Below are 25116 nucleotides of genomic sequence, written 5' to 3'. Positions count from 1 at the left end.
ACAGCGAATTTTGCTGCGATCATACCTCCTGCTGTGCTTGAATTTCATCGAGCAACATCTCGTCAGAGTAGGATTTTTCCCATTCACCCTCAAGCTTAAGCCGCACTGACTTTGCGCCACCACTGGGGGTACAAACGACCCAGTAGCTATCCTCCTCCCCTTTAACCTGAGCCGCATCCTGGTTTTCTTGGTTGTTGGAAAGCCCAGAATAGGCTTGAACACAAGTCCAGGTAATGCCGTTGCTATCTGTAATCTCTCGTTCCATGACTATTCTTTGAGTTACGGTACTTCTGTAAGGTTGGGTGCGATCGCTTCTTGATGTTGTGCGATCCAGTCCCATGCCCATTGAAAGGGTACACCTAATCGTTGGGCAGCTTGTTCGTCTTCGGGGCGATCGCCTACATACAGCGAATTTTGTGGGGTATGTTTGTGTCTCACCATTGCTAGCTGCAACATACCCGATTGCGGTTTCCGGTACTGTCCAGACCACTTGGTTTGGCTGTGGTTATGAACATTGTGATGAGTGACGCGGAAACATCTTTTACCCTCAAAGTCGGGGCAAAAGTAAATTTCTCTCAACTCAGGGAATAACTCAAGCGTGTATTGCTGTTCCTGGATGCACCGTTGCATAGACTTATGACCTGCGGCAACTCCACCTTGGTTGGTGATACCAACAATAATCCAATCATCTTTGTAGGCGCGAATGGCAATATCAGCACCTTCAATAATGCGTTGATCTTTGGGATGTTGGAAGTATTGGTGTCCGCTGAGTGGTTCGCGGAGCGTGCCATCCATGTCTATTAGTAATAAGCCCATCGTTCCTTGATGAAATTCCCTGTGTTATCAGACATCTTAAGCTGCGATTCATTTTTTATCCTCTAGCTAATGGTATGCACTGAGTAAGAGCGATCGCCATATCAACCTATCTTCCAAATAAGTGAAATATTAAATTAATGTGTTATTCAAAATACAAAGGCGAGGGAAACTGTTTTTTATAAAATGTGATAATTCTCACGTTTGGTTCTCTATAACTTATCTATAAATCATTGGATAAATCATCCTAAAGATAAAGTTAGAAATCAATAATTTGCTATAGCGTTAACTTGAGTTAACGGAAGATGTGCGGCGCGAACTGCAATTCGTACTGGTTGATTCCGCTGAGGATGTATTGACAGCAACCCGATCGCCCGTAAAGCGAACAGAACTGATGTTGATTAGCTAAATCTTTTGAGCAAGGGAACGATTTAGTGAAAGCAATAGCCGGATTGGTTGCGAAGCCTACACCATACCTGTACTCAGGTTGGTGCAGGAGATGTCGCCAAGAACTCACGGACGAACAGTTACTCCACTAGGCTGGAAACTCATCCAACCGCAAAGTGGGGTGCGATCGCTGTACTGGGAGCTGTAGGGTTAGCGGTACTGGCGGTGTCAGTGTCTAACACCAGTAAGCTCATCTAGCCTAGACAGGTTGCCAGACAACGGCTTTCATCAACTTTCATCAATATTGAGCTGCGAGAGCAGCTAGAGAGAAGCGATCGCTTCTTCCTCTAACAACAACTCTCAACCGTTCTTAGTGCCTAGCAACCTAGCGTACTCGCCCTGGATGATTTGATAACACTCACACGAAACCGCTTCCAATTCTTCCCGATTCAGGATGGTAACTTTGCCACGAGTGTAGCGAATCAGTTCTGCCTGTTGAAGAGCGTTAGCCACCTCCGTGACACCCGCACGTCGTACACCCAGCATCTGGCTCATAAATTCATGAGTCATGGGCAACTCCTTTGACTCTACACGGTCACAGACGAGCAGCAGCCAACGAGCCAGTCTCCCCTCCAGATAATGGAGGCGATTGCAGGCAGCATTTTGGGAAACGAAGGCGTGCAGCGCCTGCATGTAGCGCAGTAACAGACTTTGCAGTGAACCACCCCGCTGAAACTCGGTTTTCAGCACGCTTGCCTTCATCCTCATGGCAGAGTCTGGTACCTGCACCATTGCGATTGTAGTGGCGATGTTATCTCCCAAAGCGGCGGGGAGACCGACCACTCCGTCATTTCCCACTAAGGCAACTTCGACCATCGAGCCATCTGCCATCGTGGTGAGGGAAGAAACGATTGCCCGATCGGGGAAATAGACGTATTTAATTGGTTCACCAACCTCGTAAAGGACTTGTTTAAAAGAGAGCGGGACGTGCTCTAGATTGGGAACAAGGCCTTGGTACTCAGCATCTGGCAGAGCAGCTAGCAGTTGATTGACTGGCTTGGGTGAGGCTTCGGACATCGGGTATTAGGAATGTTCTAGGGTTAAGTCGTTGCAAGAAACAACTGACGGCATCGGGAGAAGTATTTAGACCCTAGTCCGAATGTCTTGAGGTGTTAATTGACCAGGAACTGAAAACCTGGCTCATATATGCTAGCGAATTAAAATTCTGTGCCGCCTATACCGCTTGCGGTATAGGCGGCACAGACCTAAGAGGTGGGGGTGTGGAGGGTTGCGATCGTGCGATCGCCAGCTGCTGTAAAGCGTTAGCAAAGCCTTCCGAAAAGCGCTCCGCAAAGCTTATATATAGCGGTTCTCACTCTTAGTGCAATATACACTCGGAACCTCACCCCCATCCCCTCTCCGTTTACGGAGAGGGGAGAATATTGAACCCCTCTCCGTTCGCGGGGAAAGGCAGAGGTGGGGTTAAACCTTACTGCATCCAATAGAGAATTGCTAGATGCCAACTGTTCTAGACTCGCGCCTTCAGCCAATCAACAATCGTGGGAGGAAGGTCTCGCTGCACCTTACTGCTCACATACATCCCGATATGCCCGACTGGGAAGGAGCGCACGGTATAGTCTTCGCTCCCGATATACTTCTCAAGAGCCAAGGAAGAAGCCGAGGGAACTAGATGATCTTGCTCGGCATAAATGTTCAAAACTGGGATGCAAATCTTCTCCAGATTTACTCGCTTCTTGCCAATCTCGATCTCGCCTTTGATGAGTTTGTTTCCCTGGTAGAAATCCTTCATAAACTGCCGATAAGCTTCCCCAGCTTGATCGGGACTATCAAAAATCCACTTTTCCATGCGGAGAAAGTTGAGCAACTTGTCTTCATCGATAGTATCCAGAAAGTCAATATACTTCTGAATTCCTAACTGAAATGGCTTTAGCATCAAAAACTCTAAGTTCATGAAGTCGCCGGGGATGTTCCCCAGAGTATCTACCATTAAATCCACATCCAGAGCTTGTGACCCCAGAGTGCTTCCACCCCAAACATTGAGCAGTCCCTCATTGGTGTGAAAATCCACCGGAGTGACCATCGTAATCAGGTTTTTCACCTTCTCTGAGTAAATGGAACTGTAGCAGAGACTGAAAGCGCCTCCCTGACAAATTCCTAACAGGTTGATTTGCTCTAGATTGTAGCGATCGCGTACTACGTCCACACAGTTATTGATATAACCATTGATGTAGTCGTCAAGGGTCAAAAAGCGATCGCCTCGACTCGGATATCCCCAGTCAATCAGATAAACATCCATGCCAAGCTTGAGCAAATTGGCAACAAGCGATCGCCCTTCTTGTAAATCGACGATGTAGGGACGGTTAACGAGAGCGTAAACAATCAGGATGGGGATGTTCAGCGAAGACTCTACCTTAGGAGTAAAGCGGTACAGGACCACCTTATCTTCGCGGTAAACCTCTTTTTTGGGTGTCACCCCAATCTGAATGTCCTCCTCGCGCAGGTGACTTAAGTTATGGGCACCCTTAAACAGTTTTTCGGTTAGCTCGGTAAACTCGTGCATTGCATCCTCAAGACACTTCGCGGCGTTGGGATTCTGCTAAAGCTTTTTTCAGGCTTTTAATTTCCTTCCGCAGTTCGTAGATGCTGTGGTGCATCTCATCGACTTCGCTGCGAGTTGGCAAGTCATTCATCTTCAGAAACACTTCCATTAGCTGTTGCTGGTGGAGCCTGTAGGTCATGGCTGCATTCAAGAACTTACCCTGGATCTGAAGGGCATTTTCTGAACGGAACGTCTGTGCGAATGCTTGGTCAAATACCTTACTCCAAACTTGCTGAAACTGCCGCCAGTTCTGAAGCGTTTCGCCTTTTTCCTGGGAAGATGCCAATCGCACCAGCTGCTCAAAGGCTCTCATCCAAACATCGATCAGCACTAACTGATAGTCAAAGCTTGCTTTATAGAAATTTGTCCAGGCATCAAAGCTTTTCAGCAGTTTGTTGTTGAACTCACGGGTATATCCCAGGCTTGGGCTTAAAAGAAAGTTGCCAAAGGTCTGTTGATAGTCCCAGTAGAGGTTGGTGGACGGCGACCTTGCATGATCGCCGCTCATCGCCTGAGTCGCCATCGCTAGTGGTTGCCGCAGTGGTTCTGCCCAAAGCTGACCTAAGTTTTGCAGATTCTTTTCGTAGATTTGCCACAAATCAGCGTAATTGTTGAAGACGGGTTGCCAATCCTTGCCCAATTCAACCAAAAAATTTGTGTCCTTACTGGAGCTGGTCAATCTCTCCAGGAAACGCACAAAGACCGCCTGAGTGTCCAAAAGCGGCTGGGCGTCCTTGACCTCTGCGCGAGCATTGACGAGTGTTTCCGGAGTTGTAACAGACCTCATGAGATCGAACCAGCTTTTCCACATTTTCTCCGTCTCAACCCATATATTCACCAGCTTCTCGGATTGCTCTAGCCAGGGAGTATCGTTTCTTTCCATTGCCTTTACTCAACGATTGGTGACATTAATGGGCAATCATCTGAATTCCTTGTACTTTTAGCTCAAGATGGATTCCCCAGATGTATACCAAAAGAGGTTGAAGTAAATAAAACTGCTAGTAAGGCTTTGCCTGGTTTTCTGGCATGATGAACCAACTCAAAAAAGCCCAGAAACCAAGGCGGTATCTCTTGGAAGCTTGGATGCGATCGCATCCAAGAGCGCAGTCAGCACCCCAGCGATTGTCCAGAACCATTCCATTCGATGCTCCTCAAAAACTCAAAGCTTGCTTGGCGACATAATTAAGTAGAAACCTCATTGACAAGTTAACAGTACTTTCAAATCTTATGATTTTACTGAGATTTTGGATTCCACTACTCGTAGAATTACGGAGGCGTTCAGCGGTTTTGTTGAAATAAATCCAATTAATCTTTTAGATCGTATTAAAGAAAAAGAGAATTTATCTCCTGTGAGAGATGCAGAGCAATCAAGTCCTGCAATTGACTCTGAAGAGTGATTGGCTTAGACCTACTCTCCAGAACGCATGCATCCTGACTCTCTCGATGGCAAATCAACAAATACAACGCCCCGGATGGATACAGAGCTATTTCAAGCACTTAAAGCTGGTCAATCCTCTGCTCTGGGCACTCTCTACGACCGCTATGGCGCTCTTGTCTATGGGTTAGCATTAAAAATTTTGCAAAATCCCCAAGAAGCAGAAGACCTCACTCAAGAGATTTTTCTGCATCTGTGGCGTACTAATACTTACGATCCCGCTCGTGGTTCTCTGAGCAGCTTTTTAACTGTAATGACGCGATCGCGTGCGATTGACAAACTTCGCTCTCGTGGCACCACCCACAAATTTCTTGAGCGTTGGCGTCAAACAATGACGACTGAAATCAGCTCTGCAAGTCCTTTTGAGCAGGCTTCGTTAGGAGAGCGATCGCAGCAAGTTCGGGACGCCTTGGCGCAACTTTCAGAAAATCAGCGTCAAATCTTAGAAATGTCCTATTACCAGGGTCTCAGTCAATCGGAAATTGCGGCTCAACTAAATATCCCCTTAGGGACGGTCAAAACTCGCGCTCGTCAGGGACTACTGAAATTGAGGCAAACGTTACAAGATTTTCTAAAATAGTTGCACCATGACCGAACCTTTAAATCCCGAAAACTTAGAAGAATTAATGGCAGGTTATGTCCTCGGCGACCTTAGCGCTGAAGAAGCGGAAGAATTTAGGCAAATTCTCGAAAAAAATCCGCAACTGGCTGAAGAAGTGAGTCGTTTGCAGACATCGCTTGAACTCTTGCCCTACGCCCTTCCTGAAGTCACACCTCCCCCACATCTGCGTTCGACGATTCTGGAAGCTGCCAATCCGACAGTTAACCCCGAACCCGCTCCAAAACAGGTTTCTTTTCCTTGGAGCAAACTTTTTGCTAGTTTGGTAGCACTATTAGCCCTAGCTTTGGCGTTTGACAATTATCGTCTGCGCCAAAATCTAAAGATAGTGCAATCTCGGCTGCGCCAAGAACTTCAAACGGTGCAGGCTCAGAAAGATGCCCTTGAGGTTCTACAACAGCGAAATACCCGCTTATATACGCTCACAGGTACAGAAAAAGCAAATACAGCGTCTGGAAGTATTCTCGTTAATCTGGACGAACAGAAAGCGGTCATCGCCTTTCAAAATCTTCCGGCTGTCCCATCTGGTCAAATTTATCGACTTTGGGCAATTGTTGACGAGAAAAAGATACCTTGTGCAAATTTTGGGGCAAGTCAGGGGGGAACTGTTTTAGAGCGAATTTCCATTCCCGTCGGTGCTTGTGGTGCTACAACCTCAACCTTAGCTGTTACCTTAGAACCCTCTAGCCTACCTCCGCAGCCAGTCGGTCCCGCAGTTATGGTCGAAAGTAGTTTGTAGCAGAGGGGAAGCAACGAGCGCTGGAATATTGGGAGAGATTTTAAAAGTGTTGAGCTTAAAAGTGTTGAGCTTAAAAGTGTTGAGAAAATATTTTTAACCTTTTAATCGCTCTAAAAACCTATGGGGAATACCTTTGAGAAGGGTTTTCAGGTAAAGAAAACATACTTGAAATGCTCGCACTCACTGCTTTGTTTTGACGCCCATCAGTATAGTTGCCAACCAGCTTGAAAGTATCGAACCAAGCCAGAAAAAAGCTAGGGAAATTCCGGCAAACTGAACGCCAATTTCTCCCAGAGGCGGCTCGGCTAATGATAGACCAATAGCCGCCAGCCATGCGATCGCTAAAAGGATCGTGTAGGTTGCCATAAACTGTCTGGGCCATCCTGCCGGACAATTTAACATCGCGGTTATCGGTAGCAACAAAAGTCCTAGTGAGAGGGCGACGATGAGGATGTTGGTGTTTTTAGTCACCAACCACAGACCAATCGCCATTAGGATACTTAGAAATACTCCCCCGACTAAATTTGAGTTCTTAACCTCTTGTTCGGAAAGGGTTAATCGCCCGAAGCGGTCAAACCGGAGTAATAAGGTGAATAAGGGGTCAGCAATCCAGGTAAGCAGAACAAACAGACAGTAGGCAATCACCACGAACCACAGCAAAGGGTTAAAGCTAGTTGCAGCGATGCCGCCCACTAGCAGGCGGAAAGCGAAGTACAAGCCGATACTGAAGCCCAACCTCGCTCCGTTACTCAGCCTAGAACTCCACAGGAAGTAGCGCAGCATCAGCCTGTAGAGCGGGTTCTTTGCCTTGAGCGCTTCGACGATTCCCCGTCGCGCCCACTCAAAGGTTGGTTGAAGCCGTAGTGCTTCGCGGAAACACTCTAAGGCTTTAGCGGGATATCCTCCCTGCGCCAGGAGTATCCAGCCGCGGTTGGCATAGCTTCCTGCATATTCTGGGTCAAGCGCGACCGCACTCTCAATAACCGCCTGAGCTTCTGGTAAGCGACCGAGTTGCATCAGACACATCGCTCGGTAATTTAGGCACTCCACGTCCTCTGGGTCAACGACAAGCCCTTGGGTTGCCGCTTCAAGTGCTGAGTGCCAAAGCTGTAGATTATATCGGATGCGCGAGAGCAGGGCGAAGTAGCTGGGGTTATCGGGACTCAGCCGCAAAGCCTCTTTGAGTACTGTTTCAGCTTCTAGGAGCTGGTTGTAATCGCACAGAATATAGGCCAGGACGTAGTGAGCGTAACCCCAATCGGGAGCCAAGCGAATCGCTTGCTGAGCCATCTGGGTGGCTTCCGGGTACATTTGGCGATAATTCAAGCACAGGGCGAGCAGAGTATGCGCGATCGCACTATCTGGCTCCATTGCCAGTTCCTGTCGCAGTTCTTTCTCGGCCATTTCATACCGCGACTGCTCAATCAGCAGCTGTGCCCGCTCTAAATGTACGCCCATCAGAGTTTCAGATATTTCAGGATGTCATCTCAGGATGTCGTCGTACAAACTGCTCTTATTCGCATATAAGGCATCATTACGAGCAGTCAAAAACCATTCTTTTTCAGGCACTACTTTAACTTGGGAGAGCTTCTTCTGCTCAAAAAAAAGGAAAAAAGCGTTCCCAATGCGAGAACGATGAACCAAGTCAACCAGAACCAAACGTCAACACTTACAAAAGGTAGCCCTGGTAATGGAAGAACTAGCCCTGCCAGCCCAACTAACCCCATGATGGTTGTATATCCCACCATGAGGTTGCTGTGCCACCCTGCTGAAGATCGGAATGTTGCCGATACAGGCAGAAGCAACAATCCAAATAAAACGGGAGCAAACAGAGTTTTAGAATTTCCGGTCATTAACCACAAATAAAATGCGCTTAGTATTGCCCAAACTAAAGTCGTGAGCCAATAGGATTGCTTAAACTTCAATTCGAGTAATAGGGTTATCAAGAGGTCTACAAACCAAGGCAAAAAGATTAACCAAAACAAAACAATCAGCGCTAACCAAATCAAAGGATTGGGATTAGTTGCAGCAAGATTCAGCAATATACGGAATCCCAAACACAAGCAGGCAAAGAAGCCCAACAAAGCTTTCCCGCTCAAAAATCTGCCTAGTTGTAAACGGCGGTACGGGAATATTACACACCTGTAAACTGGTCTGTATAGTGGGTTTTTTAACTTGATCGCTTGGATGAGTCCATCCTGTGCAGATTCCAAATTGGGGTTGAGTCGGAGTGCTTGGCGGAAATACTCCCAAGCTTTCGTGGGGCTTCCTTCCCGATTCAGTATCATCCATCCCAAGTTGTTGTAGTTGAGGGCATTCTCCGGGTCAAGCGCGATCGCTTGCTCAGTCGTAGCGATTGCCTCCTCTGTTCGACCCAACTCGAATAGGGCAATTCCTTTGTTATTCAAACAGTCAACATTCTCTGGCTCTATGTTAAGCCCCTGCGTCGCTGCTTCTAGTGCCTCCTGCCATCGCTTTTGTTTAACTCGAATGTTTGATAGTAGGATGAAATGGTTGGCATTTTCAGGATTTAGGCGAATTGCCTCTTTGGTTACGTTCTCAGCTTCCAGAAGCTGATTGCGATCGCAGAGAATCCAACCCAGAACGTAATAACCATTCTCCCAATCTGGTGCCAGCTTAATTGCTTGCTCAGCTTCTTTTATTGCTTCCTCGTACTTCTTGAGAAACCTCAAGCACCAGCCTAGCCACGCATAAGCCTGGGCGCTATCTGGATCGACTGCTAATTCCTGCTGCAATTCCTGCGCCGCCATCTCATAACGCGATTGAGCCATGAGGATTTCGGCACGCTCCAAATGTACGCCCATCAGAGTTTCAGATATTTCAGGATGTCATCGTACAAACCGCTCTCATTCGCATACAAGGCATAATTACGAGCCGTTGAAAACCATTCTTTTGTCGAAGGTTTCACGCTTCCTGCCGCCGAGGCTAAATCTTTGGTAGTCAGTGGCTTCGGGATACCTACTTTCATCGCTTCTGCTAACTTCCTTTCTACTGCCACATCCACCACTGCCATTAAGTCTGCGCCTGAATAATTCTCAGTTTTCTTGGCTAAGTGGTTGTAGTCAATATCCTCCACTGGCTTACCCCGACACAGCAAGCGCAAAATCGCCGCCCTTGCTTCTGCATCAGGCGGCGGTACAAACAAGATGCGGTCAAAGCGTCCCGGACGACGGAAGGCTGAGTCTAAGTGCCAAGGGGCGTTCGTTGCAGCTAGGATTAATACCCCTTCATTAGAACTCCTCACGCCGTCCAATTCTGACAGGAATTGGTTAATTACCATGCGGCTAGAATTTTGTCGCAAATCCGCACGACTGGCAGCTAAAGCATCAACTTCATCAAAAAATAATACGCAAGGTTGGTTGCGTCTGGCTTGTTCAAAAAGGTCGTGCAAATTGCGTTCGCTGTTGCCCAACCACATATCTAATACATCGTTAATTCCGACAGAGAGGAAACTAGAATTAATTTCGCCAGCTGTCGCACGAGCCAGGTAAGTTTTACCGCAACCCGGAGGGCCGTACATTAAAATTCCGCCCCCAATTGCCTTCCCGTAAGCTTTGTACAGTTCCGGCTGTTTCAGGGGATAAATAATTTTCATCCGAATTTCGTCTTTGACCGCTTCCATACCGCCAACATCTCGGAATCCGATCGCGGGTTTTTCGACTGGAGTATCTTCTTCTGAGTTTGGAAAGTCTCCCACCCCTGCCCGAATTTTCCCGTCTACGACCTCTTGAACGTCCTCCTGTGCCCCAATTCCCAACCTTTCGGCAAAATCAGCATCTTTGACAGCCGGATCGGCTTCGACTGCCCTGCGATACTGACGGACAGCTTGTTCCACAGCCCCCGTGTTGAGAAGAAGACGCGCATGAAGCAGAAAAGCACCGGCTGGACAATCCAAGCGCTTTATTTGATCTTCCACAATAACCAGTGCTTGGGGATGCTTTCCTTGTTGATAGAAGGCACGAGCTAATCCCAATTTCAACTGCTGATTTTCGGGCGATCGCGCTAAGGCGAGGCGGTATTCTTGCTCGGCTTCCTCTGCCTGACCCTGGCTCAAAAGTGTCTCTGCAAGATGTTGTCGCAAGGGTACATTATCCGGAGAAAATCGGAGAGCCTCGCGCAGTGCCTGAATTGCATCGTTGCTGCTAGTCATCGGTAATTGGTAAGGGGTGATTGGCGATTGGTGAATGGTAATTAGTAATAATTTTTAAGGTTAATTTTCAGATTAAAAAACTCTCTTGTTACTCAAAACTCTAAAACTCAAAACTCACTTACCCATTCCCAATTTTAGGAAAGTCAGCCCAGGTTTCTAGGGGTTGAGTGGATTGAACCAGATGCATTCCCGCTGCGGCAAATCTAGCAAAAGCTTCTTCTGCTCCATCCGTGTAATCCACCACTCCAGGAACGACAACAGGTGAGGTGCAATCTTCTAGCAGATACACCTTTTTCGCCAGATTAGCGTCTTTTGCTGTTATTTCTGATAACAAATCATCAATTGTCCAGGCAACGCAGTGACTCTTCGCTTGACCAGCAATAATCACCGCATCAAACGCGAGTAACTGTTGAATCAAGCTGGTATTTTTCTGAGCAATCGGGCGTCCATTTGTACTTTCCAAAACTTCCGCCCGGAGGACAGAATAATTTTCAGTTAAAGGATTGTCGCCTTTAATTTCAAACTGCGTTTGGCTATTCCGGGCAATACAGTGGAAAAAGAGTGCCTCTTCTACCGCTGACACTAAAGCGTGACCGATTCCACCCAGCATGGAATGATAAGGCCACACTGTCAGCGGATATTTACCTGCTTCACTCAAATGCTTGACATAATGCAAAGCGTGTGAGGAAAGTTCGGCGTAATCGACACTGGCAATTCCAGCAACGGCTGGATTCACCTTCCACACGCCTTGGTGAACATCCTCCGGTGTAATCATCGTGACGGCGGCGGTGGGATGTTCTCCGGCGTTGTTAATCCAGAAGATGGGGTGGAAAATTTGCATTGCCGTGTGAGTATCCATTGTGGGAGCGATCGCGCTAATGACTCCCAAATTTTGATAAATAAATTCACACAGCCGCCGATTATCTTCTACCGCACCCGTACCCGTTCTACCACCGACAAATAATTCAAAATCGGGGATGCAAAACGTATTCTGGACATCGATTAACAATAGGCAAATGCGAGTTTTGTCCTCAGCCGCCGCTGAAATCTGGTGTTTTTTCGCCCACTCCCTCGCATCCGCTGCCCGTTGCTGATAAGGCACCCGCCAGACTTCCCCGACCTTTTTGGCATCAAAGTGAGGCGGAATCGGCAACTGCTTTGTTGTTTGTGCGTTCATTATTTTCTCCTGCTGTCGCCACCGGAGTCAGCGGTGGAATTCCGGCTAAATCGAGGATTTGCGAAATCAAATCTTCTCGTTTCACTGCCATCATATGAACCCCTTGGCAGAGTTGACGAGCTAATTTGACTTGTTCGGCGGCAATTAACATCCCTTCTTGCAAGGGATCTGAAGCAGCGGCGAGTCTATCAATAATGTGGTCGGGAATATTTACTCCAGGTACGCATCGATTGATAAATTGGGCATTCTTAGCAGATTTAAGCAGAAAAATTCCTGCCAAAATTGGCTTTCCACAACCAGCCGCGATTTGATCCATAAATTTTTCTAGCCGGTCAAAATCGCAAATTAGCTGACTTTGGAAAAACTGCGCCCCTGCTGCTAATTTCCGCTCAAATCGACTTTGCAACCCCGACCAGCTAGCTAATTGCGGATCGATAGCCGCACCCACGAACAAGTCAGTCGCCCCATCACTCAAGGGTTTGTCGTTCCAGTCGAAGCCGAGATTCATTTTTTTAATTAATCCCAGCAACCGCACGGATTCTAGGTCAAATACACTCTTAGCATCGGCATGATCTCCAGCTTTTACAGGATCGCCAGTCAAAGCTAAGATATTGCGAATTCCCAACGCATGGGCACCCATCAAGTCAGCTTGCAATCCGATGCGGTTGCGATCGCGACAAGCAATCTGACAAATCGGCTCGATTCCATGCTGGAGCAATATCACCGAAGCCGCCATCGAACACATCCGCAACACCGCCCGACTGCCATCGGTAATATTGACCGCATGAACCCGACCTTCGAGGGTTTGCGCCATTTTCAGCATCTCGGAAGGATCGCCGCCCTTGGGAGGGGCAACCTCGGCGGTCACTAAAAATTCACCCGATTCCACAGCAGTACGCAAATTGGTCTTGTAGGGGCGGGGTTCCCGCGTTCCTGCTGAATTTTGAATTAAATAACTCATTCTGAAGCATCAATCACTAATCGCTTCCATCCTTGATAACTTATATCTGGTTAAAGGGGAACCGAATAACCGAGGGCAGCTTTCACTTGGGCGAGAGTAACGGACGCGATCGCTTCCGCTTTCTGTCTGCCATCCCGCAACACAGACTCCAAATAGCCTTTGTCATCCATCACCGCTTGATACCTTTCCTGAATCGGTTTCAGGGCGTTAATCGTGGTTTCCGTCAGCAATGGCTTGAATTGTCCCCAGCCCATATCCTGACACTCTGCTGCGACTTCTTCCTTCGGTTTGCCCGAAAGCACCATGTATAGCGTCAGCAAATTTCGGGCTTCGGGTCGTTCCGAATCATTAAAAGTTAGACCGCGCACTGAGTCAGTTTTGCAGCGTTTAATCTTATTTTGGATTTGCTCTGGGGTATCGAGCAGGTTAATTCGGCTCATGTCCGAAGGATCGGATTTTGACATCTTCCGAGTGCCATCCGTCAGACTCATCACTCTAGCACCCTCAGCCCGAATCAGCGGCTCTGGCAGTTTCAGCACCGGCTTTTCCCAGCAAAATTGGTAATTAAACCGATTCGCAATATCGCGGGTTAATTCTAAGTGCTGCTTCTGGTCTTCTCCCACCGGCACTTTGTCTGCCTGATACAGCAAAATATCTGCCGCCATCAGCACTGGATAGTCTAACAAACCAGTATTGACATTTTCCCCCTGCTTAACTGCCTTTTCCTTGAACTGGATCATATCTTCCAGCCAGTTGAGGGGAGTGATGCAATTCAGCAGCCAAGTCAGTTCGCTATGTGCAGGGATGTGGGATTGCACGAAAATACTGGAATACTGCAAATCGATCCCACAAGCCAAATACAAAGCAGCAATTTTATAAGTATTTTCAGCCAAGGTGCTGGCATCGTGCGGCGCGGTAATCGCGTGCAAATCCACCACACAGAAGTAATTTTCGTACTGACTCTGCCCTTCTACCCAGTTGCGAATCGCTCCCAAGTAGTTACCTAGATGCAGATTACCCGTTGGTTGAACCCCAGAGAGAACGCGCTGCTTAACCATGAATTTCAATTTAGCTATCTAGAAGCGCAGCAGGGAATAGCTGCGTTAACAAAACTTATCTATCTAGTTTGCCATTTTCTGGCATCATCGCGGCGTTATTTTAGGCGTTATTTTAATAGCCCAGAGGCAAAGGAGCGATCGCGTCTTTTGCAATTATTCGTTACCTAAACGCTCCATTTTACCCATAATCAATTTTCTGCTGGGATGGAAAATAACCAACCATGCTCAGAATGCGATCGCGCTTTTCAGGAGTTTTGTTGATTGCACAACGTAGCTAGCTTAAATGTTTAGATTTTTGGCTATGAATTTCCTGCGAGTTATCTCTTGATAATTTTCCCCTCGTAGCCGCTCTAGAAGAAATTGATTATTTATGAAATAAATAGGCGATTAGATGGCAATTGTAAATATTTTTCTGAAGTAATTCACTCGGGTTTGGCTGGCAGAATTTCATCTAGATTGGTAGTGTAGTGGTCATAAGTCTGCTTTTCATAGCAAACAAACATTATCTTCTCAACTGAGGTGTTTCGCTCCAGAAAACGTCTAGCTTCAGAAACTGCGATTTTTGCTGCTTTCTCTACCGGGAAGCCATAGGCTCCTGTACTGATAGATGGAAATGCTACCGTTTTAATTTTATATTGCTCTACCAAAGCAAAGCAATTGCGATAGCACTGAGCCAGCACTTTATGTTCTTCATACCTGCCACCTTCCCATACTGGTCCAACCGTGTGAATAACCCACTTTGCTGGGAGGTTGTAGCCCTTTGTTATTTTGGCATCGCCTTCCGTGCAAACCTTCAGTTGTAGACATTCTTCCTCAAGCCCTAACCCAGCAGCACGATGGATAGCTCCACAAACCCCACCACCAGCCATTAGGGATTCATTCGCAGCATTGACGATGGCATCCACTTGTTGCTGAGTAATGTCGCCTTCTATAATCTCTATTCTTTCACGCATCAGCTTGTTATTCATCCGATACTCATCCAGCCTGGAGAATATAGATTTTCCGGCTGGCTCATAAACAATTGTATTTCCCTGATTTGGTAAAGGTTGGATATGTTTTGTTTGTCCTGAAGCAATCGTTATTGGAATAAAATCAGGGTCAAAAGCAACACAGGTTCCATCAGGGCGATAATGCAGACAGTAATTGCATCCTTTATAATCATTCATAATCACTACTTGGGTGTAATAAATACTACTTGATTGAAAGTCAAAAATAATAATGTATGCCAGTAACTAGATTTCTATATTATCATAGCCATGTGAATTCAGATACTTTGCATATTTAACAGCCTAGTTGCTGCTTAAAAGGGACTCCTTAACAGAATTATTAGTTGCATCAGCAACACGGTTTGTAAATACTTTAATTTGTTTGGGCTATTAACAAGTTATATTAAAATTATTTTGCAAAGTAAATTCCAAACAGCTAATCTATTGACTTCGAGACGAATTCAGAAGCTATAAAGCATCGCTTCATTTACCTCATAACTATGTGTTTCTATGCAACAGAATTGAACCATTTTTGAATTTGATTCGCAGATTTGAATAAGATGAGCGGCACGAAACACCAAGATAGATAATAAAATTTCAGCGTGATAAAATTTTTAGGCATTGATTTGGGATGGCGATCGCAACCCAGTGGATTATGCTGCCTCGCTTGGGAAGATGGGCAGTTGCATCTGCTGGATTTAGATAGACTCGAAACAATAGAAGAAATTCTCAACTGGATTGATACTTGGGCACCCGCACCAGAACCGGCGATGATTGCCGTCGATGCCCCGACACTGATTCCCAACACTACTGGGACGCGACTACCTGATAAACTTACCCACAAATATTTTGGTCGTTATCACGCGGGTTGCTACCCTGCTAATCTAGGACTCCCCTTCGCCCAACGCACCGTAGGATTTGGACTCAGCCTCGAATCCCGTGGATTTGCTCACGCACCAACGATCGAACCCCAACAACCGGGACGCTATCAAATCGAAGTATTTCCCCACCCAGCCATCGTAAATTTATTCAGCTTAGAGCGGATTCTTAAATACAAAAAAGGAAAACTAGCAGAACGTTAAATAGAACTCATAAAACTCCGCCAGTATATTGTAAATAGCCTACCCAACCTGACACCAAAACTAGATGTCTCTTCTGCCTCTTCCTCTCTGCGTCCTCTGCGTCTTGGCGGTTCGTTTCTCTTAGAAATCCCCAGTACCCTTGCCACCTTTAAAGCCTTAGAAGATAAGCTAGATAGTCTCATCTGTGCCTATGTAGGCGCTCACTGGTGGTACTGGGGATTAGAAAGAAATCTGGTGCTGGGAGATGACACCACCGGATATATTGTCGTCCCCAAGAATCATTTTGAGTTTTAAATTTTGAATTAATAACTCAAAACTCAAAACTATCTAAGCCCAAAGAATCAGCCCCAATTCGTAGGGGCTTGATAGATTGTCGTGTTTTGGCAAAACCCGTAAAGAGAAACCCTGCAAACCACTGGAGGTATAAAGAATATCAACAGTGTAAATACTACATCCTTGTTGATCTTTGCCTTGGTAATCCATCACTACGGGAATGCCGTTGACAATTTCCCCATCGACACCAACTGCACCCTGATAAAGTTCAACTTGAACATCATCGGAGCTGAGTTCCCCCAGATTAACCCGCGCTTTGACGCTAACGGTTTGGTTGACCATAATCCCAGCCGGTTCAGAGACATCAACTTCTTCGATTTTGATGTTGTACCATTGCTCGAAGATTCGTTGCTTCCAGGCGGCTACATCCTTGGCGGGGGCGTAGTTGTCTGCGGTCATCGTAGAGTAGCGATCGCTCGCTGGGAAATATCCCCGCACTGCATACTCCCGCACCATCCGCGACGTATTGAAGAACGGACAATTCAATCGAATCGAATCCTTCATTTTGGCAGTCCACTTGCGGGGAATTCCAGCACCATCCCGGTTATAGAATAGCGGCACGACTTCCTGTTCTAGCAAGTCGTACAAAGCATTCGCTTCCACATCATCTTGATAATTGATGTCTTCATAGTCTTCTCCGTGACCGATGGGCCAGCCAGTGCGGACATAATCTGCTTCATCCCACCAGCCATCCAGCACGCTCAGATTTGGCAAACCATTCATCGCCGCCTTCATTCCACTGGTGCCAGATGCCTCACGCGGACGCCTAGGGGTGTTCAGCCATACGTCACAACCCGCCACCATTAATCGGGCAACATAAGTGTCGTAGTCCGGGATAAATACCACACTGGCATTCATTCCCTCATCCCGCGAGAAATGAATGATATCGCGGATCAGTTCCTTCCCAGGCATATCCTTGGGATGCGCTTTTCCAGCAATGACGAACTGCACCCGCCGATTAGGATCGCCCAACAAGATTTTCTTGATCCGGTCTATATTCCGCAAAAACAGAGTTGCCCGCTTATAAGTCGCAAAACGACGCGCAAAGCCGATTGTTAGCACCGTTGGGTCTAATACTTCCTGCGCTTGGTCAATCTCAGAGGGAGAAGCACCGCGATCGCGCAACTTTCTCACTAGGCGATCGCGCACAAACACCACCAGTTCTGACCGCTGACGCTCGTGATTGCGCCACAACTCCTCATCCGGAATCGACTGCACCCGCTCCCACAACGGATCGTCTACTGGCGCGTCAGACCACTGAGGGCCAAGGTAGCGGTCATACAGCTCCTGCGTTGACTTCGCTACACAAGTGCGGGCGTGGACTCCATTCGTAATCGCGGTAATCGGCACCTCATTGAGTGGAAAATCTTTCCAGAGACTCTGAAACATCTTCCGCGACACCAACCCGTGCAGCTGAGCAACCCCATTGACAAAGCTCGATGTCTTCATCGCCAGTGCTGCCATGCTAAACGGTGACGCCAAATCCCCAGTGTCCTCCCGTCCTAAGCCCAGAAACTCTTCGTGGGAAAGTCCGTAAATATCGGCATAGTGCCCCACGTAATAAAGAGCCTTATCCGGGGGGAACAAATCGAACCCAGCAGAGACAGGCGTGTGAGTCGTGAAAACTTGACTTGCTTGCGCCACTTGTTTAGCGGCGGCAAAATCCAGTTTCTCTTCCTGCATCAGCATCCGGATGCGTTCCAGAATCAGAAACGCTGAGTGACCTTCATTCAGATGGTAAACAGTGGGTTTATATCCCAGCGCCTTCAGCATCCGGAAGCCCCCGATGCCCAACATCATCTCCTGATGAATCCGCATATCCAAGTCACCACCATACAGCTCGTCGGTGATGTCGTGGTCGTAGGGATTGTTTGGCTCAATGTTGGTATCGAGCAGGTATAGGGGCACAGTTCCCACTTGCACGCGCCAGACACGGGCATAGACGGTGCGCCCTGGATACTCTACAGAAATCCGCAGTTCCGAACCGTCAGGATTTTGCTCCGGGTGCAACGGCATATTGTAGAAATCGTTAACCGGATAGCGTTCCTGCTGCCAACCATCGGCATTGAGGTACTGGGCAAAATACCCTTCCTGATAGAGTAAGCCGACGGCAACCAGCGGTAAGCCTAAGTCACTGGCTGATTTCAGATGGTCTCCCGCGAGAACGCCCAAGCCACCAGAGTAAATGGGCAGGCAGTCGGTTAGACCAAATTCCGCGCAGAAATAGGCATAACACTCCTGAGTCCTGAGTCCTGAGGACGGAGGACTGAGCGAGGAAGCAGAAGAATTTTCTTGTTTCTTCTCAGTCCTCTGACCGTTCACCTCATTCCTGTGTTTGCGATACCACGTCCGTTCTTGCAGGTAGTCGTCTAGCTGGCGGCTGGCTCGTTCCATGTGGGCAACAAAGCCTTCATCTTCAGCAACTTCTTGTAGCCGCGCTTGAGAAATAGTTCCCAGCATTAGCACTGGATTGTGACGGCTGGATTCCCACAAATCGCGGTCTAGGCGGCGAAATAACTCTTTAGTTTCAAAGTTCCAATCCCAATGCAGGTTATATGCCAGTTTTCGTAAGGGTTCTAGTCTTGACGGCAAGGCGGGGGAAACGTTAAATGTCCGAATCGGCTGCATTGACAAAGCCTCTAAAGTCTTAATAGAGCTATTGTGTACTCACTTCCGCTACAAGTTGGATGCTCTTTATACTCTTTTTTTGGACTGGAAATGTTGATCCCTTTATCCAGCTAGCTGCCCTTAGCAAGCTGCCGCTTTCAATCTAAAATCCTAGTTTTTCCAGGGAATATTGAGAAAATTTGTTTAGAAAAGCGCTCCTAGCACGGGAGCGATCGCCTAAAAGCGGTGAACATCGCGTCTCTTGCAACGCTGCCCTTGGGCACCATTAGTGGCATTTAGTGGCATTCGCGTGTTTATCCTCCTGGCGTCCAAACACCTTAGCTATCTGGGATCGCACCCTAGCAAAGATTCCAGTATTTCCCAGGTTCTGCAATTTCCTAGATTTTGAGCCAGGGAAAAGTTAAAACCCAGGAACCGGGTGCGATCTCGTGGTATAACAACTAAGCGATCGCTAGGGAAACTTCGCGCTCTGGCAATCGTCAGAGCAGTTTAAGCAGCTCAAACGACGGCTGGACTGACCGCTTGAGGTCAACAATCACTCCAGACTCAAGGCAAAAATGAAGCAATATTTCGGTATTATGAGAAAGTTGTTCTGCCTTTAAGGCAGCAACATTCAGCCTTTCCCGTCTGGAGTAGATATCGGTATGGTGACTCTCAAAATTGTCGTTTATATAGTCGTTGCCTTCTTCAGCCTGCTCTTTGTGTTTGGATTTTTGTCCAGCGATCCTTCCCGTAACCCAAAACGCCGGGATCTGGAATAAACAGCGATCGCTTTATGCCTCAGGCCGATGTCGGGGCAGCAGTCCACTGCGAGGCACCCTACTCAGAGTGCAGTTGAGGATAGGCATTGGTGCTGTCCGCTCAACTCCTGTTGCTAGAAGATGCCCCAACCAGTTCCGCCGCCCCCACCGCCTGCGATTATCAACACGTTGCCGCCAGAGGATGTCACTCCTCTAGCTGTCTCCGCTCAAACAATTGCATCGGATTCCCAGCGAACCCTGCAACCTGAGATCCTTGCTGCCCCGACGCAGCCGGAAACGTTTGCGCCGGAGTCTTCTTCCTCGCTCTCTGTAATTTCTATCCCCACCAGAAAAGCTGCCCCCCTTGGTGCCCCAATTTCAGTGGGTCATCCAATCGTCCGGAATCGGAATGGTAGGGAAGAAGCATCTGTGCAGACAGACCAGAATGACGACGACCCTGCATTATCAGCACAACGGCTTCGCCCTTACGCATACCCAGACCAGGATTTGCCGAACGTTGCTGAATTTGGTGCTTCGTCGCTAGAAAATCAAGAGTCAGAACCTAGGGAACAGAACACTGAAAGTCAGGCTGCGATCGCAAAAGAACGCGCGGCAACTCCTGTGTTGCAGAAGCAGCTACCGAGTGTTGACTGGCAGCCTCCAGAACCCCTAGAATCTCCGGAATCTCCGGAATCTCCGGAATCTCCGGAATCTCTACCGAGTGAAACTCAGATAGAGTCTGCTCCTCCAGTGCCCGTGTCGGAAGGTGAGCCTTGGCCTGAAGAGGAATTGGCACCCGCACCGACATTAGTACCCCCACCGGCACCTGCCCCTCCAGACAATCAACCAGCATCCACCCCTGGTACGACGCCACCTACGACTTCTGGTGGTACGGGAGGTGTTGTGGAATTAACTTCTGACCAGCAAGAATACGATGTAAATCGACAAGTCGTTACAGCAGAAGGCGATGTTGTTTTGCGCTACCAGGGTGCGGTAGTAGATGCGGATCGGCTACAGATAAACTTGCCGAATCGCGTTGTAGTGGGGGACGGGAATGTCGCTATGACGCGAGGCGAACAAGTGCTGCGGGGCGATCGCGTTGAGTATTATTTTGCCCAGGATAGCGGTTTCCTCTTAAATGCCAGTGGCGAGATTTACCAGCCTTCAGCAGGGGCAGATTTTTCGAGTCCTTTACCCAATGATGCCAGTGCTGCGGCTGCCTCAGTACGACCGTTAAGCGATCGCATTACCGCCAACCAACCCGTCTCGAATATCACCAGTCCCGGCGGCTACGGACTGGTCTTTGGGGCTGGTCAGAACATCCAAAACCAGCAGTCGTTTCAGCAAGGGGGCGCAATTAACCGGTTGCGCTTTCAAGCCGATCGGGTAGATTTCGACTCCGAAGGAGCCTTTGCCACCAATGTTCGGCTAACCAACGACCCCTTTTCGCCACCAGAACTTGAGGTACGGGCAGATACAGCCAGATTTAGGCGGATTTCGCCCCTGGTAGATGAAATTACCACCACCCGCTCCCGCGTCGTTTTTGACCAGGGTTTTTCGATCCCAATTTTTCAAGATCGCAGAGTGATTGACCGGAGCGAAACCGAACCGGGTCTCGTCACCTTCGGGTATGATGCTGAAGACCGGGGCGGTGTGTTTGCGGAACGAACCTTTCAACTGATTTCTACCAACCGCGTGCGATTGCGCGTCACCCCGCAATATTTTCTTCAAAAAGCCGTTTCTGAGGGAAGCTTCATCGATCCCTCCGTATTTGGTCTCAGGACTAGACTAGATGCCACCCTCAGCCCCACCACGACCCTGAGAGGGTCGGCTGTTTTCACCAGTCTAGATCCGGAAGAGATCGCAGACGACCAGCTAAGAGCGAGCCTGCGGCTGCGCCAGATTATCGGCACCCGTCTACCCCATACCTTAAATTTAGAATATAGCTACCGCGATCGCCTGTTCAACGGCTCCCTCGGCTATCAAACCGTCCAGAGTAGTTTAGGTGCAGTTCTGACTTCTCCGGTAATTCCCTTAGGGAATACTGGCATCAACCTCACTTATCAAGCTGGTGCCCAGTTCATTAACGCAGATACAGACCGTTTAGACTTGCTCGAACCAGGGCAAACCAACAATCGCGTCAGTCTCAGTCGCTATCAAGCGAGTGCCTCCCTCAACCGCAACTTTTTACTTTGGCGCGGTAAAGCTTTGCCTGCCACCCCCACCGAAGGATTGCGCTACACACCCGTGCCAGTTGTTCCCTATGTACAATTAACGACGGGCATCACCGGCGTTTATAGTGGTTACAGTAGTGGGGATAGCCAGGAATCCTTGAGCGGGAGCATTGGGGTGCAAGGGCAATTCGGTCATTTCTCCCGACCTTTTTTAGATTACACCGGGTTTAATGTTACCTACTCTCAAGTTGCTCGTGGTGGTATATCACCTTTCTTATTTGACCGCCTCGTGGATACCAACGTCCTTTCCGCTGGCATTACCCAACAGATTTATGGCCCGTTTCGCCTGGGTTTTCAAACCTCGGTCAATTTAAATACTAAGGAGAACATCAGCACCGACTACTTTCTGGAATACAGCCGCCGCACCTATAACATTGTCCTGCGTTACAACCCTGTTTTGCAGCTGGGTTCCATCAGTTTTCGGCTGAATGACTTTAACTGGTTGGGTACTCCGGAACCGTTCCCTGGCTCTGGTGTGCGTCCAGTCGTGCAAGGGGTTTCTCGTTAGAAGCGAGAGTGCAACGCTTTAAATAAAACCCCCAATAGCAGGCATCTGTTGGGGGTTTTATTTATTTAGCCCGTACAGACGGGCATTTTTTATACCAGCGAACCTTTAGTCTACGGATTTCTGTTGCTTTCTCTTAACCTTCTTTTGCCGCTGCTTCACAGCCGTAATCGCATGGTCAGCAGGGAATCCGATCAATGGAATCACCTGATATTGCCGCTCTTGTTCAAGCTTTTTCAGTTCCGTGTAATCGACCCAGTGGATACAATCGACCGGACAGGTGTCAATTGCTTCTTGAATGACTTCTTCCGAGTCTCCATCCTGCCGAACTACACGCGATCGCCCATAATCTGGCTCAATATAAAAAGTATTGCGAGCAACATGGGCACAGTGCTTGCAGCCAATACAGGTTATTTCATCAACATAGACGCCTTTTTGCCGCAGGGTGCCACCCAACTCCGGCTCCAAACCCGAACGTTCCGGGGCATCCCGCCAAATACCACCTAACTCTGGCTCCAAGCCAGAACGTTCGGGAGTTGGCTGTTCAGGAGTTGGGTAATCAGACATTAGGCACTCCAGCGCTGCACTACTAGGCGGATTGAACCATCTTCATTCTGTTTTTGCTCGGCAACTTGGAAGCCCTGCATTGCAGATTCTTTGACAACCGTGTGGTAAGCATAACGCTGAGTCACTCGGTTGAGAAACCGCTCTACAGAACCCGTTTGCTGCCAATACTGTAGGTCAGCAACAAGTTCGTATTCCTGACCGTTCCAACGAAAACCGATGTCATAACCATTTTTTTGCTCAATGGCAACATCAGCCGTAAGGGTTTGACCGCGATAGCCGCGCACTGTTTGCGGGCCAGATTTCCAATCTATTCCTAAGTCGGTCAAAGCGGCTTCTAACGAGACAAGATTGCGGATTTGAGTTTTGATGTTGCTAAAGTGTGACATGACGATTTTTTCAAATAAATTAAGTTGGACTCAAAAAAAACTTACCTTACCACTCGCTATAAGTTGCCCCGGCTGTCGCCGTCGCACTCTGATGAATCACTGAGGCAAAAAATTCAGAAGTCGGTTCCTGAGTCAGTACCAGACCCAATTGGGCTTCAATAGCGGCAGTCACTTCGGCACAGGATTTCCCAGTAATTCCGGTGACTTTCTCCTGCACCCGACCATCCGGATAAATGATAAACTCTAGCGTTTCCATGCTCATTGGTTAGGGATTGCTCAAGTTAGGCGGCGGCACGAACCATACTGCTGATGCTGCCGGATAAGACATCTTTCTTAGAACTGACTCGCTGGGATATTAATAAATTAATGTTGCTCAAATGTTGAGCAATTGAGTCACAACGAGTTAAAACGTAACAAAACTTAATTAATTAGGCGAGTCTTACTTTGATTATTTGTCAGTGTCGCTTAACTTTACATCTGCGTCAAGATAGAGAAATTATCCGAAATTGAGCAAAAAAGCCAACAGACTTCTTGAGCGATCGCTCAAGCTCTCAAAAGTGAACGAACCGGCGCGTCCAGGAGCCTGGATAATTAAAGTTTGTTCAATTGCAAGAAGACGCTATGAGTGCAGAGCAAGTCACAGGTTCAATCAACTCCCCAACCCCCATTCGAGTGGGCGTCTTAGGCTTTGGTGGACTGGGGCAGGCTGCCGCCAGAGTGCTTGCGCCAAAACGCGAGATGATCTGGGTTGCAGCTGCTGACCAGAAAGGCTATACCTACGCCGCCCAAGGGTTAGATCCCGATGCCAGCATTGCAATTTACCAAACAAGGGGTTCTCTTGGCTATTTAGAGCCGACAGGCACCCTCAGCAGCCAGAGCATCCAGGACTTAATCGAACGAGCTAAGCCGGTAGATGGATATTTCCTGGCACTGCCTAATCTGCCCAACACCTTTATGGCGTCCGTCGCGCGGCAATTTATTCAATCTGGCTGGCGGGGGGTTCTGGTAGACGCCCTGAAGCGTACCAGCGCTGTCGAGCAGCTACTGGATCTGCAAGAGGAACTTCTTGCAGCAGGAATTACTTATCTGACTGGCTGTGGGGCGACGCCTGGGTTGTTAACGGCAGCAGCGGCTCTTTCTGCCCAAAGTTATGCCGAAATCCATAGCGTCAAGATTACATTTGGAGTAGGGATTGCAAATTGGGAAGCCTACCGAGCGACAATTCGGGAAGATATTGCCCATCTACCCGGCTACGATGTGGAGCGCGCCAGAGCCATGAGTGATGCCGAAGTGGAAGCATTGCTGGATCAAACCAACGGCATCCTGGCTCTGGAGAATATGGAACACGCTGATGATGTGATGCTAGAGCTAGCTGGAATTTGTCCGCGCGATCGCGTTACGGTCGGCGGCGTCGTTGATACCCGCAATCCCAAAAAACCACTCAGCACGAATGTCCAAGTGACAGGTCGCACCTTTGAAGGCAAGATTTCTACTCATACCTTCACCCTTGGCGATGAAACCAGTATGGCAGCCAATGTCTGCGGCCCTGCCTTCGGCTATCTCAAAGCCGGAGTAGCACTCCATCGTCGAGGCATCTACGGTTTGTTGACCGCCGCCGAAGTCATGCCGCAGTTTGTCAAGTAGTATAACAGGTTGAAAATGGGTAGGTTAGCAG

The 25116-nt window shown here is 48.2% G+C and carries 23 protein-coding genes and 1 pseudogene; 7 read left to right on the top strand and 17 right to left on the bottom strand.

Going from position 1 to position 25116, the window contains the following annotated elements; all coding sequences use genetic code 11:
* Positions 1-19 precede the first annotated feature (19 nt).
* On the bottom strand, positions 20-265 hold the full coding sequence (locus tag NDI44_RS23635; protein WP_190413851.1) for a hypothetical protein: 246 nt from the start codon (positions 263-265) through the stop codon (positions 20-22).
* Positions 266-279: 14 nt separating this feature from the next.
* On the bottom strand, positions 280-816 hold the full coding sequence (locus NDI44_RS23630; RefSeq protein WP_190413850.1) for an HAD-IIIA family hydrolase: 537 nt from the start codon (positions 814-816) through the stop codon (positions 280-282).
* A gap of 453 nt (positions 817-1269) precedes the next feature.
* Here NDI44_RS23630 and NDI44_RS23625 point away from each other — a divergent pair, with 453 nt between their 5' ends.
* Positions 1270-1458 (top strand): hypothetical protein, encoded by a 189-nt coding sequence (locus NDI44_RS23625; RefSeq protein WP_190413849.1) that lies wholly within the window; start codon positions 1270-1272, stop codon positions 1456-1458.
* A gap of 102 nt (positions 1459-1560) precedes the next feature.
* Here the strand turns inward: NDI44_RS23625 and NDI44_RS23620 are convergent, their stop codons facing one another.
* From NDI44_RS23620 to NDI44_RS23605, 4 genes are all read right to left on the bottom strand, one after another.
* On the bottom strand, positions 1561-2277 hold the full coding sequence (locus tag NDI44_RS23620; protein ID WP_190413848.1) for a Crp/Fnr family transcriptional regulator: 717 nt from the start codon (positions 2275-2277) through the stop codon (positions 1561-1563).
* A 451-nt stretch (positions 2278-2728) separates the two neighbouring features.
* Positions 2729-3781, bottom strand: a complete 1053-nt coding sequence (gene phaC / locus NDI44_RS23615) for a class III poly(R)-hydroxyalkanoic acid synthase subunit PhaC (protein WP_190413847.1) — start codon at positions 3779-3781, stop codon at positions 2729-2731.
* 7 nt (positions 3782-3788) lie between these two features.
* Positions 3789-4703, bottom strand: a complete 915-nt coding sequence (phaE, locus tag NDI44_RS23610; RefSeq protein WP_190413846.1) for a class III poly(R)-hydroxyalkanoic acid synthase subunit PhaE — start codon at positions 4701-4703, stop codon at positions 3789-3791.
* A gap of 115 nt (positions 4704-4818) precedes the next feature.
* Positions 4819-4956, bottom strand: a complete 138-nt coding sequence (locus NDI44_RS23605; protein WP_190668214.1) for a hypothetical protein — start codon at positions 4954-4956, stop codon at positions 4819-4821.
* 288 nt (positions 4957-5244) lie between these two features.
* On the opposite strand from NDI44_RS23605, the gene NDI44_RS23600 reads away from it, so the two are divergent.
* Together NDI44_RS23600 and NDI44_RS23595 are read left to right on the top strand one after the other, a co-directional pair.
* Positions 5245-5835 carry a sigma-70 family RNA polymerase sigma factor gene (locus tag NDI44_RS23600; protein ID WP_190413845.1) on the top strand — a complete coding sequence of 197 codons (591 nt, stop codon included), beginning with the start codon at positions 5245-5247 and terminating at the stop codon, positions 5833-5835.
* A gap of 7 nt (positions 5836-5842) precedes the next feature.
* Positions 5843-6613, top strand: a complete 771-nt coding sequence (locus NDI44_RS23595; RefSeq protein WP_190413844.1) for an anti-sigma factor — start codon at positions 5843-5845, stop codon at positions 6611-6613.
* 180 nt (positions 6614-6793) lie between these two features.
* Here NDI44_RS23595 and NDI44_RS23590 read toward each other — a convergent pair whose 3' ends face one another.
* From NDI44_RS23590 to NDI44_RS23560, 7 genes are all read right to left on the bottom strand, one after another.
* A complete protein-coding gene (locus NDI44_RS23590; protein WP_190413843.1) occupies positions 6794-8071 on the bottom strand; it encodes a tetratricopeptide repeat protein in 1278 nt (425 codons plus the stop codon).
* 110 nt (positions 8072-8181) lie between these two features.
* Positions 8182-9438 (bottom strand): tetratricopeptide repeat protein, encoded by a 1257-nt coding sequence (locus NDI44_RS23585; protein WP_190413842.1) that lies wholly within the window; start codon positions 9436-9438, stop codon positions 8182-8184.
* Complete coding sequence (locus NDI44_RS23580) at positions 9438-10784, bottom strand: ATP-binding protein (RefSeq protein ID WP_190413841.1); 1347 nt, start codon at positions 10782-10784, stop codon at positions 9438-9440. The genes NDI44_RS23585 and NDI44_RS23580 overlap by 1 nt, the downstream gene beginning before the upstream one ends.
* A gap of 118 nt (positions 10785-10902) precedes the next feature.
* Positions 10903-11961 carry a cysteine hydrolase family protein gene (locus tag NDI44_RS23575; protein WP_190413840.1) on the bottom strand — a complete coding sequence of 353 codons (1059 nt, stop codon included), beginning with the start codon at positions 11959-11961 and terminating at the stop codon, positions 10903-10905.
* On the bottom strand, positions 11915-12922 hold the full coding sequence (locus NDI44_RS23570; protein ID WP_190413839.1) for a methylenetetrahydrofolate reductase: 1008 nt from the start codon (positions 12920-12922) through the stop codon (positions 11915-11917). The genes NDI44_RS23575 and NDI44_RS23570 overlap by 47 nt, the downstream gene beginning before the upstream one ends.
* 50 nt (positions 12923-12972) lie before the next feature.
* Positions 12973-13980 (bottom strand): tryptophan--tRNA ligase, encoded by a 1008-nt coding sequence (gene trpS / locus NDI44_RS23565; protein ID WP_190413838.1) that lies wholly within the window; start codon positions 13978-13980, stop codon positions 12973-12975.
* Between the two features lie 422 nt (positions 13981-14402).
* Positions 14403-15146 (bottom strand): O-acetyl-ADP-ribose deacetylase, encoded by a 744-nt coding sequence (locus NDI44_RS23560; protein WP_339380720.1) that lies wholly within the window; start codon positions 15144-15146, stop codon positions 14403-14405.
* Positions 15147-15571: 425 nt separating this feature from the next.
* Here NDI44_RS23560 and NDI44_RS23555 point away from each other — a divergent pair.
* Positions 15572-16342, top strand: a pseudogene (locus tag NDI44_RS23555) (DUF429 domain-containing protein).
* 33 nt (positions 16343-16375) lie between these two features.
* Here NDI44_RS23555 and glgP read toward each other — a convergent pair.
* Positions 16376-19009, bottom strand: coding sequence for an alpha-glucan family phosphorylase (gene glgP / locus NDI44_RS23550; protein ID WP_190413837.1), 2634 nt, complete (start codon positions 19007-19009; stop codon positions 16376-16378).
* A gap of 644 nt (positions 19010-19653) precedes the next feature.
* Here glgP and NDI44_RS23545 point away from each other — a divergent pair.
* Positions 19654-19770, top strand: coding sequence for a photosystem II reaction center protein I (locus NDI44_RS23545; protein ID WP_190413836.1), 117 nt, complete (start codon positions 19654-19656; stop codon positions 19768-19770).
* 120 nt (positions 19771-19890) lie between these two features.
* Entirely contained in the window at positions 19891-22491 is a 2601-nt protein-coding gene (locus NDI44_RS23540; RefSeq protein WP_190413835.1) for a DUF3769 domain-containing protein, read from the top strand.
* A 105-nt stretch (positions 22492-22596) separates the two neighbouring features.
* Here NDI44_RS23540 and NDI44_RS23535 read toward each other — a convergent pair whose 3' ends face one another.
* The 3 genes from NDI44_RS23535 to NDI44_RS23525 are packed head-to-tail and all read right to left on the bottom strand — an operon-like array spanning position 22597 to position 23697.
* The gene (locus NDI44_RS23535; protein ID WP_190413834.1) at positions 22597-23055 is read right to left on the bottom strand and encodes a ferredoxin; all 459 of its coding nucleotides are present in this window, start codon (positions 23053-23055) and stop codon (positions 22597-22599) included.
* Positions 23055-23441 (bottom strand): DUF1257 domain-containing protein, encoded by a 387-nt coding sequence (locus NDI44_RS23530; RefSeq protein WP_190413833.1) that lies wholly within the window; start codon positions 23439-23441, stop codon positions 23055-23057. Before NDI44_RS23530 ends, NDI44_RS23535 begins: the two co-directional genes overlap by 1 nt.
* 46 nt (positions 23442-23487) lie before the next feature.
* On the bottom strand, positions 23488-23697 hold the full coding sequence (locus NDI44_RS23525; protein ID WP_190413832.1) for a DUF2997 domain-containing protein: 210 nt from the start codon (positions 23695-23697) through the stop codon (positions 23488-23490).
* 365 nt (positions 23698-24062) lie between these two features.
* Here NDI44_RS23525 and NDI44_RS23520 point away from each other — a divergent pair, with 365 nt between their 5' ends.
* Entirely contained in the window at positions 24063-25085 is a 1023-nt protein-coding gene (locus NDI44_RS23520; protein ID WP_190413831.1) for a saccharopine dehydrogenase-like oxidoreductase, read from the top strand.
* Positions 25086-25116: the final 31 nt, after the last annotated feature.

The sequence above is a fragment of the Trichocoleus sp. DQ-A3 genome (genome assembly GCF_039961975.1).
Classification (GTDB): domain Bacteria; phylum Cyanobacteriota; class Cyanobacteriia; order Cyanobacteriales; family FACHB-T130; genus FACHB-T130.
The sequence above is the reverse complement of the archived record's forward strand: the minus strand, read 5'-3'. Positions and strand labels throughout refer to the sequence as shown.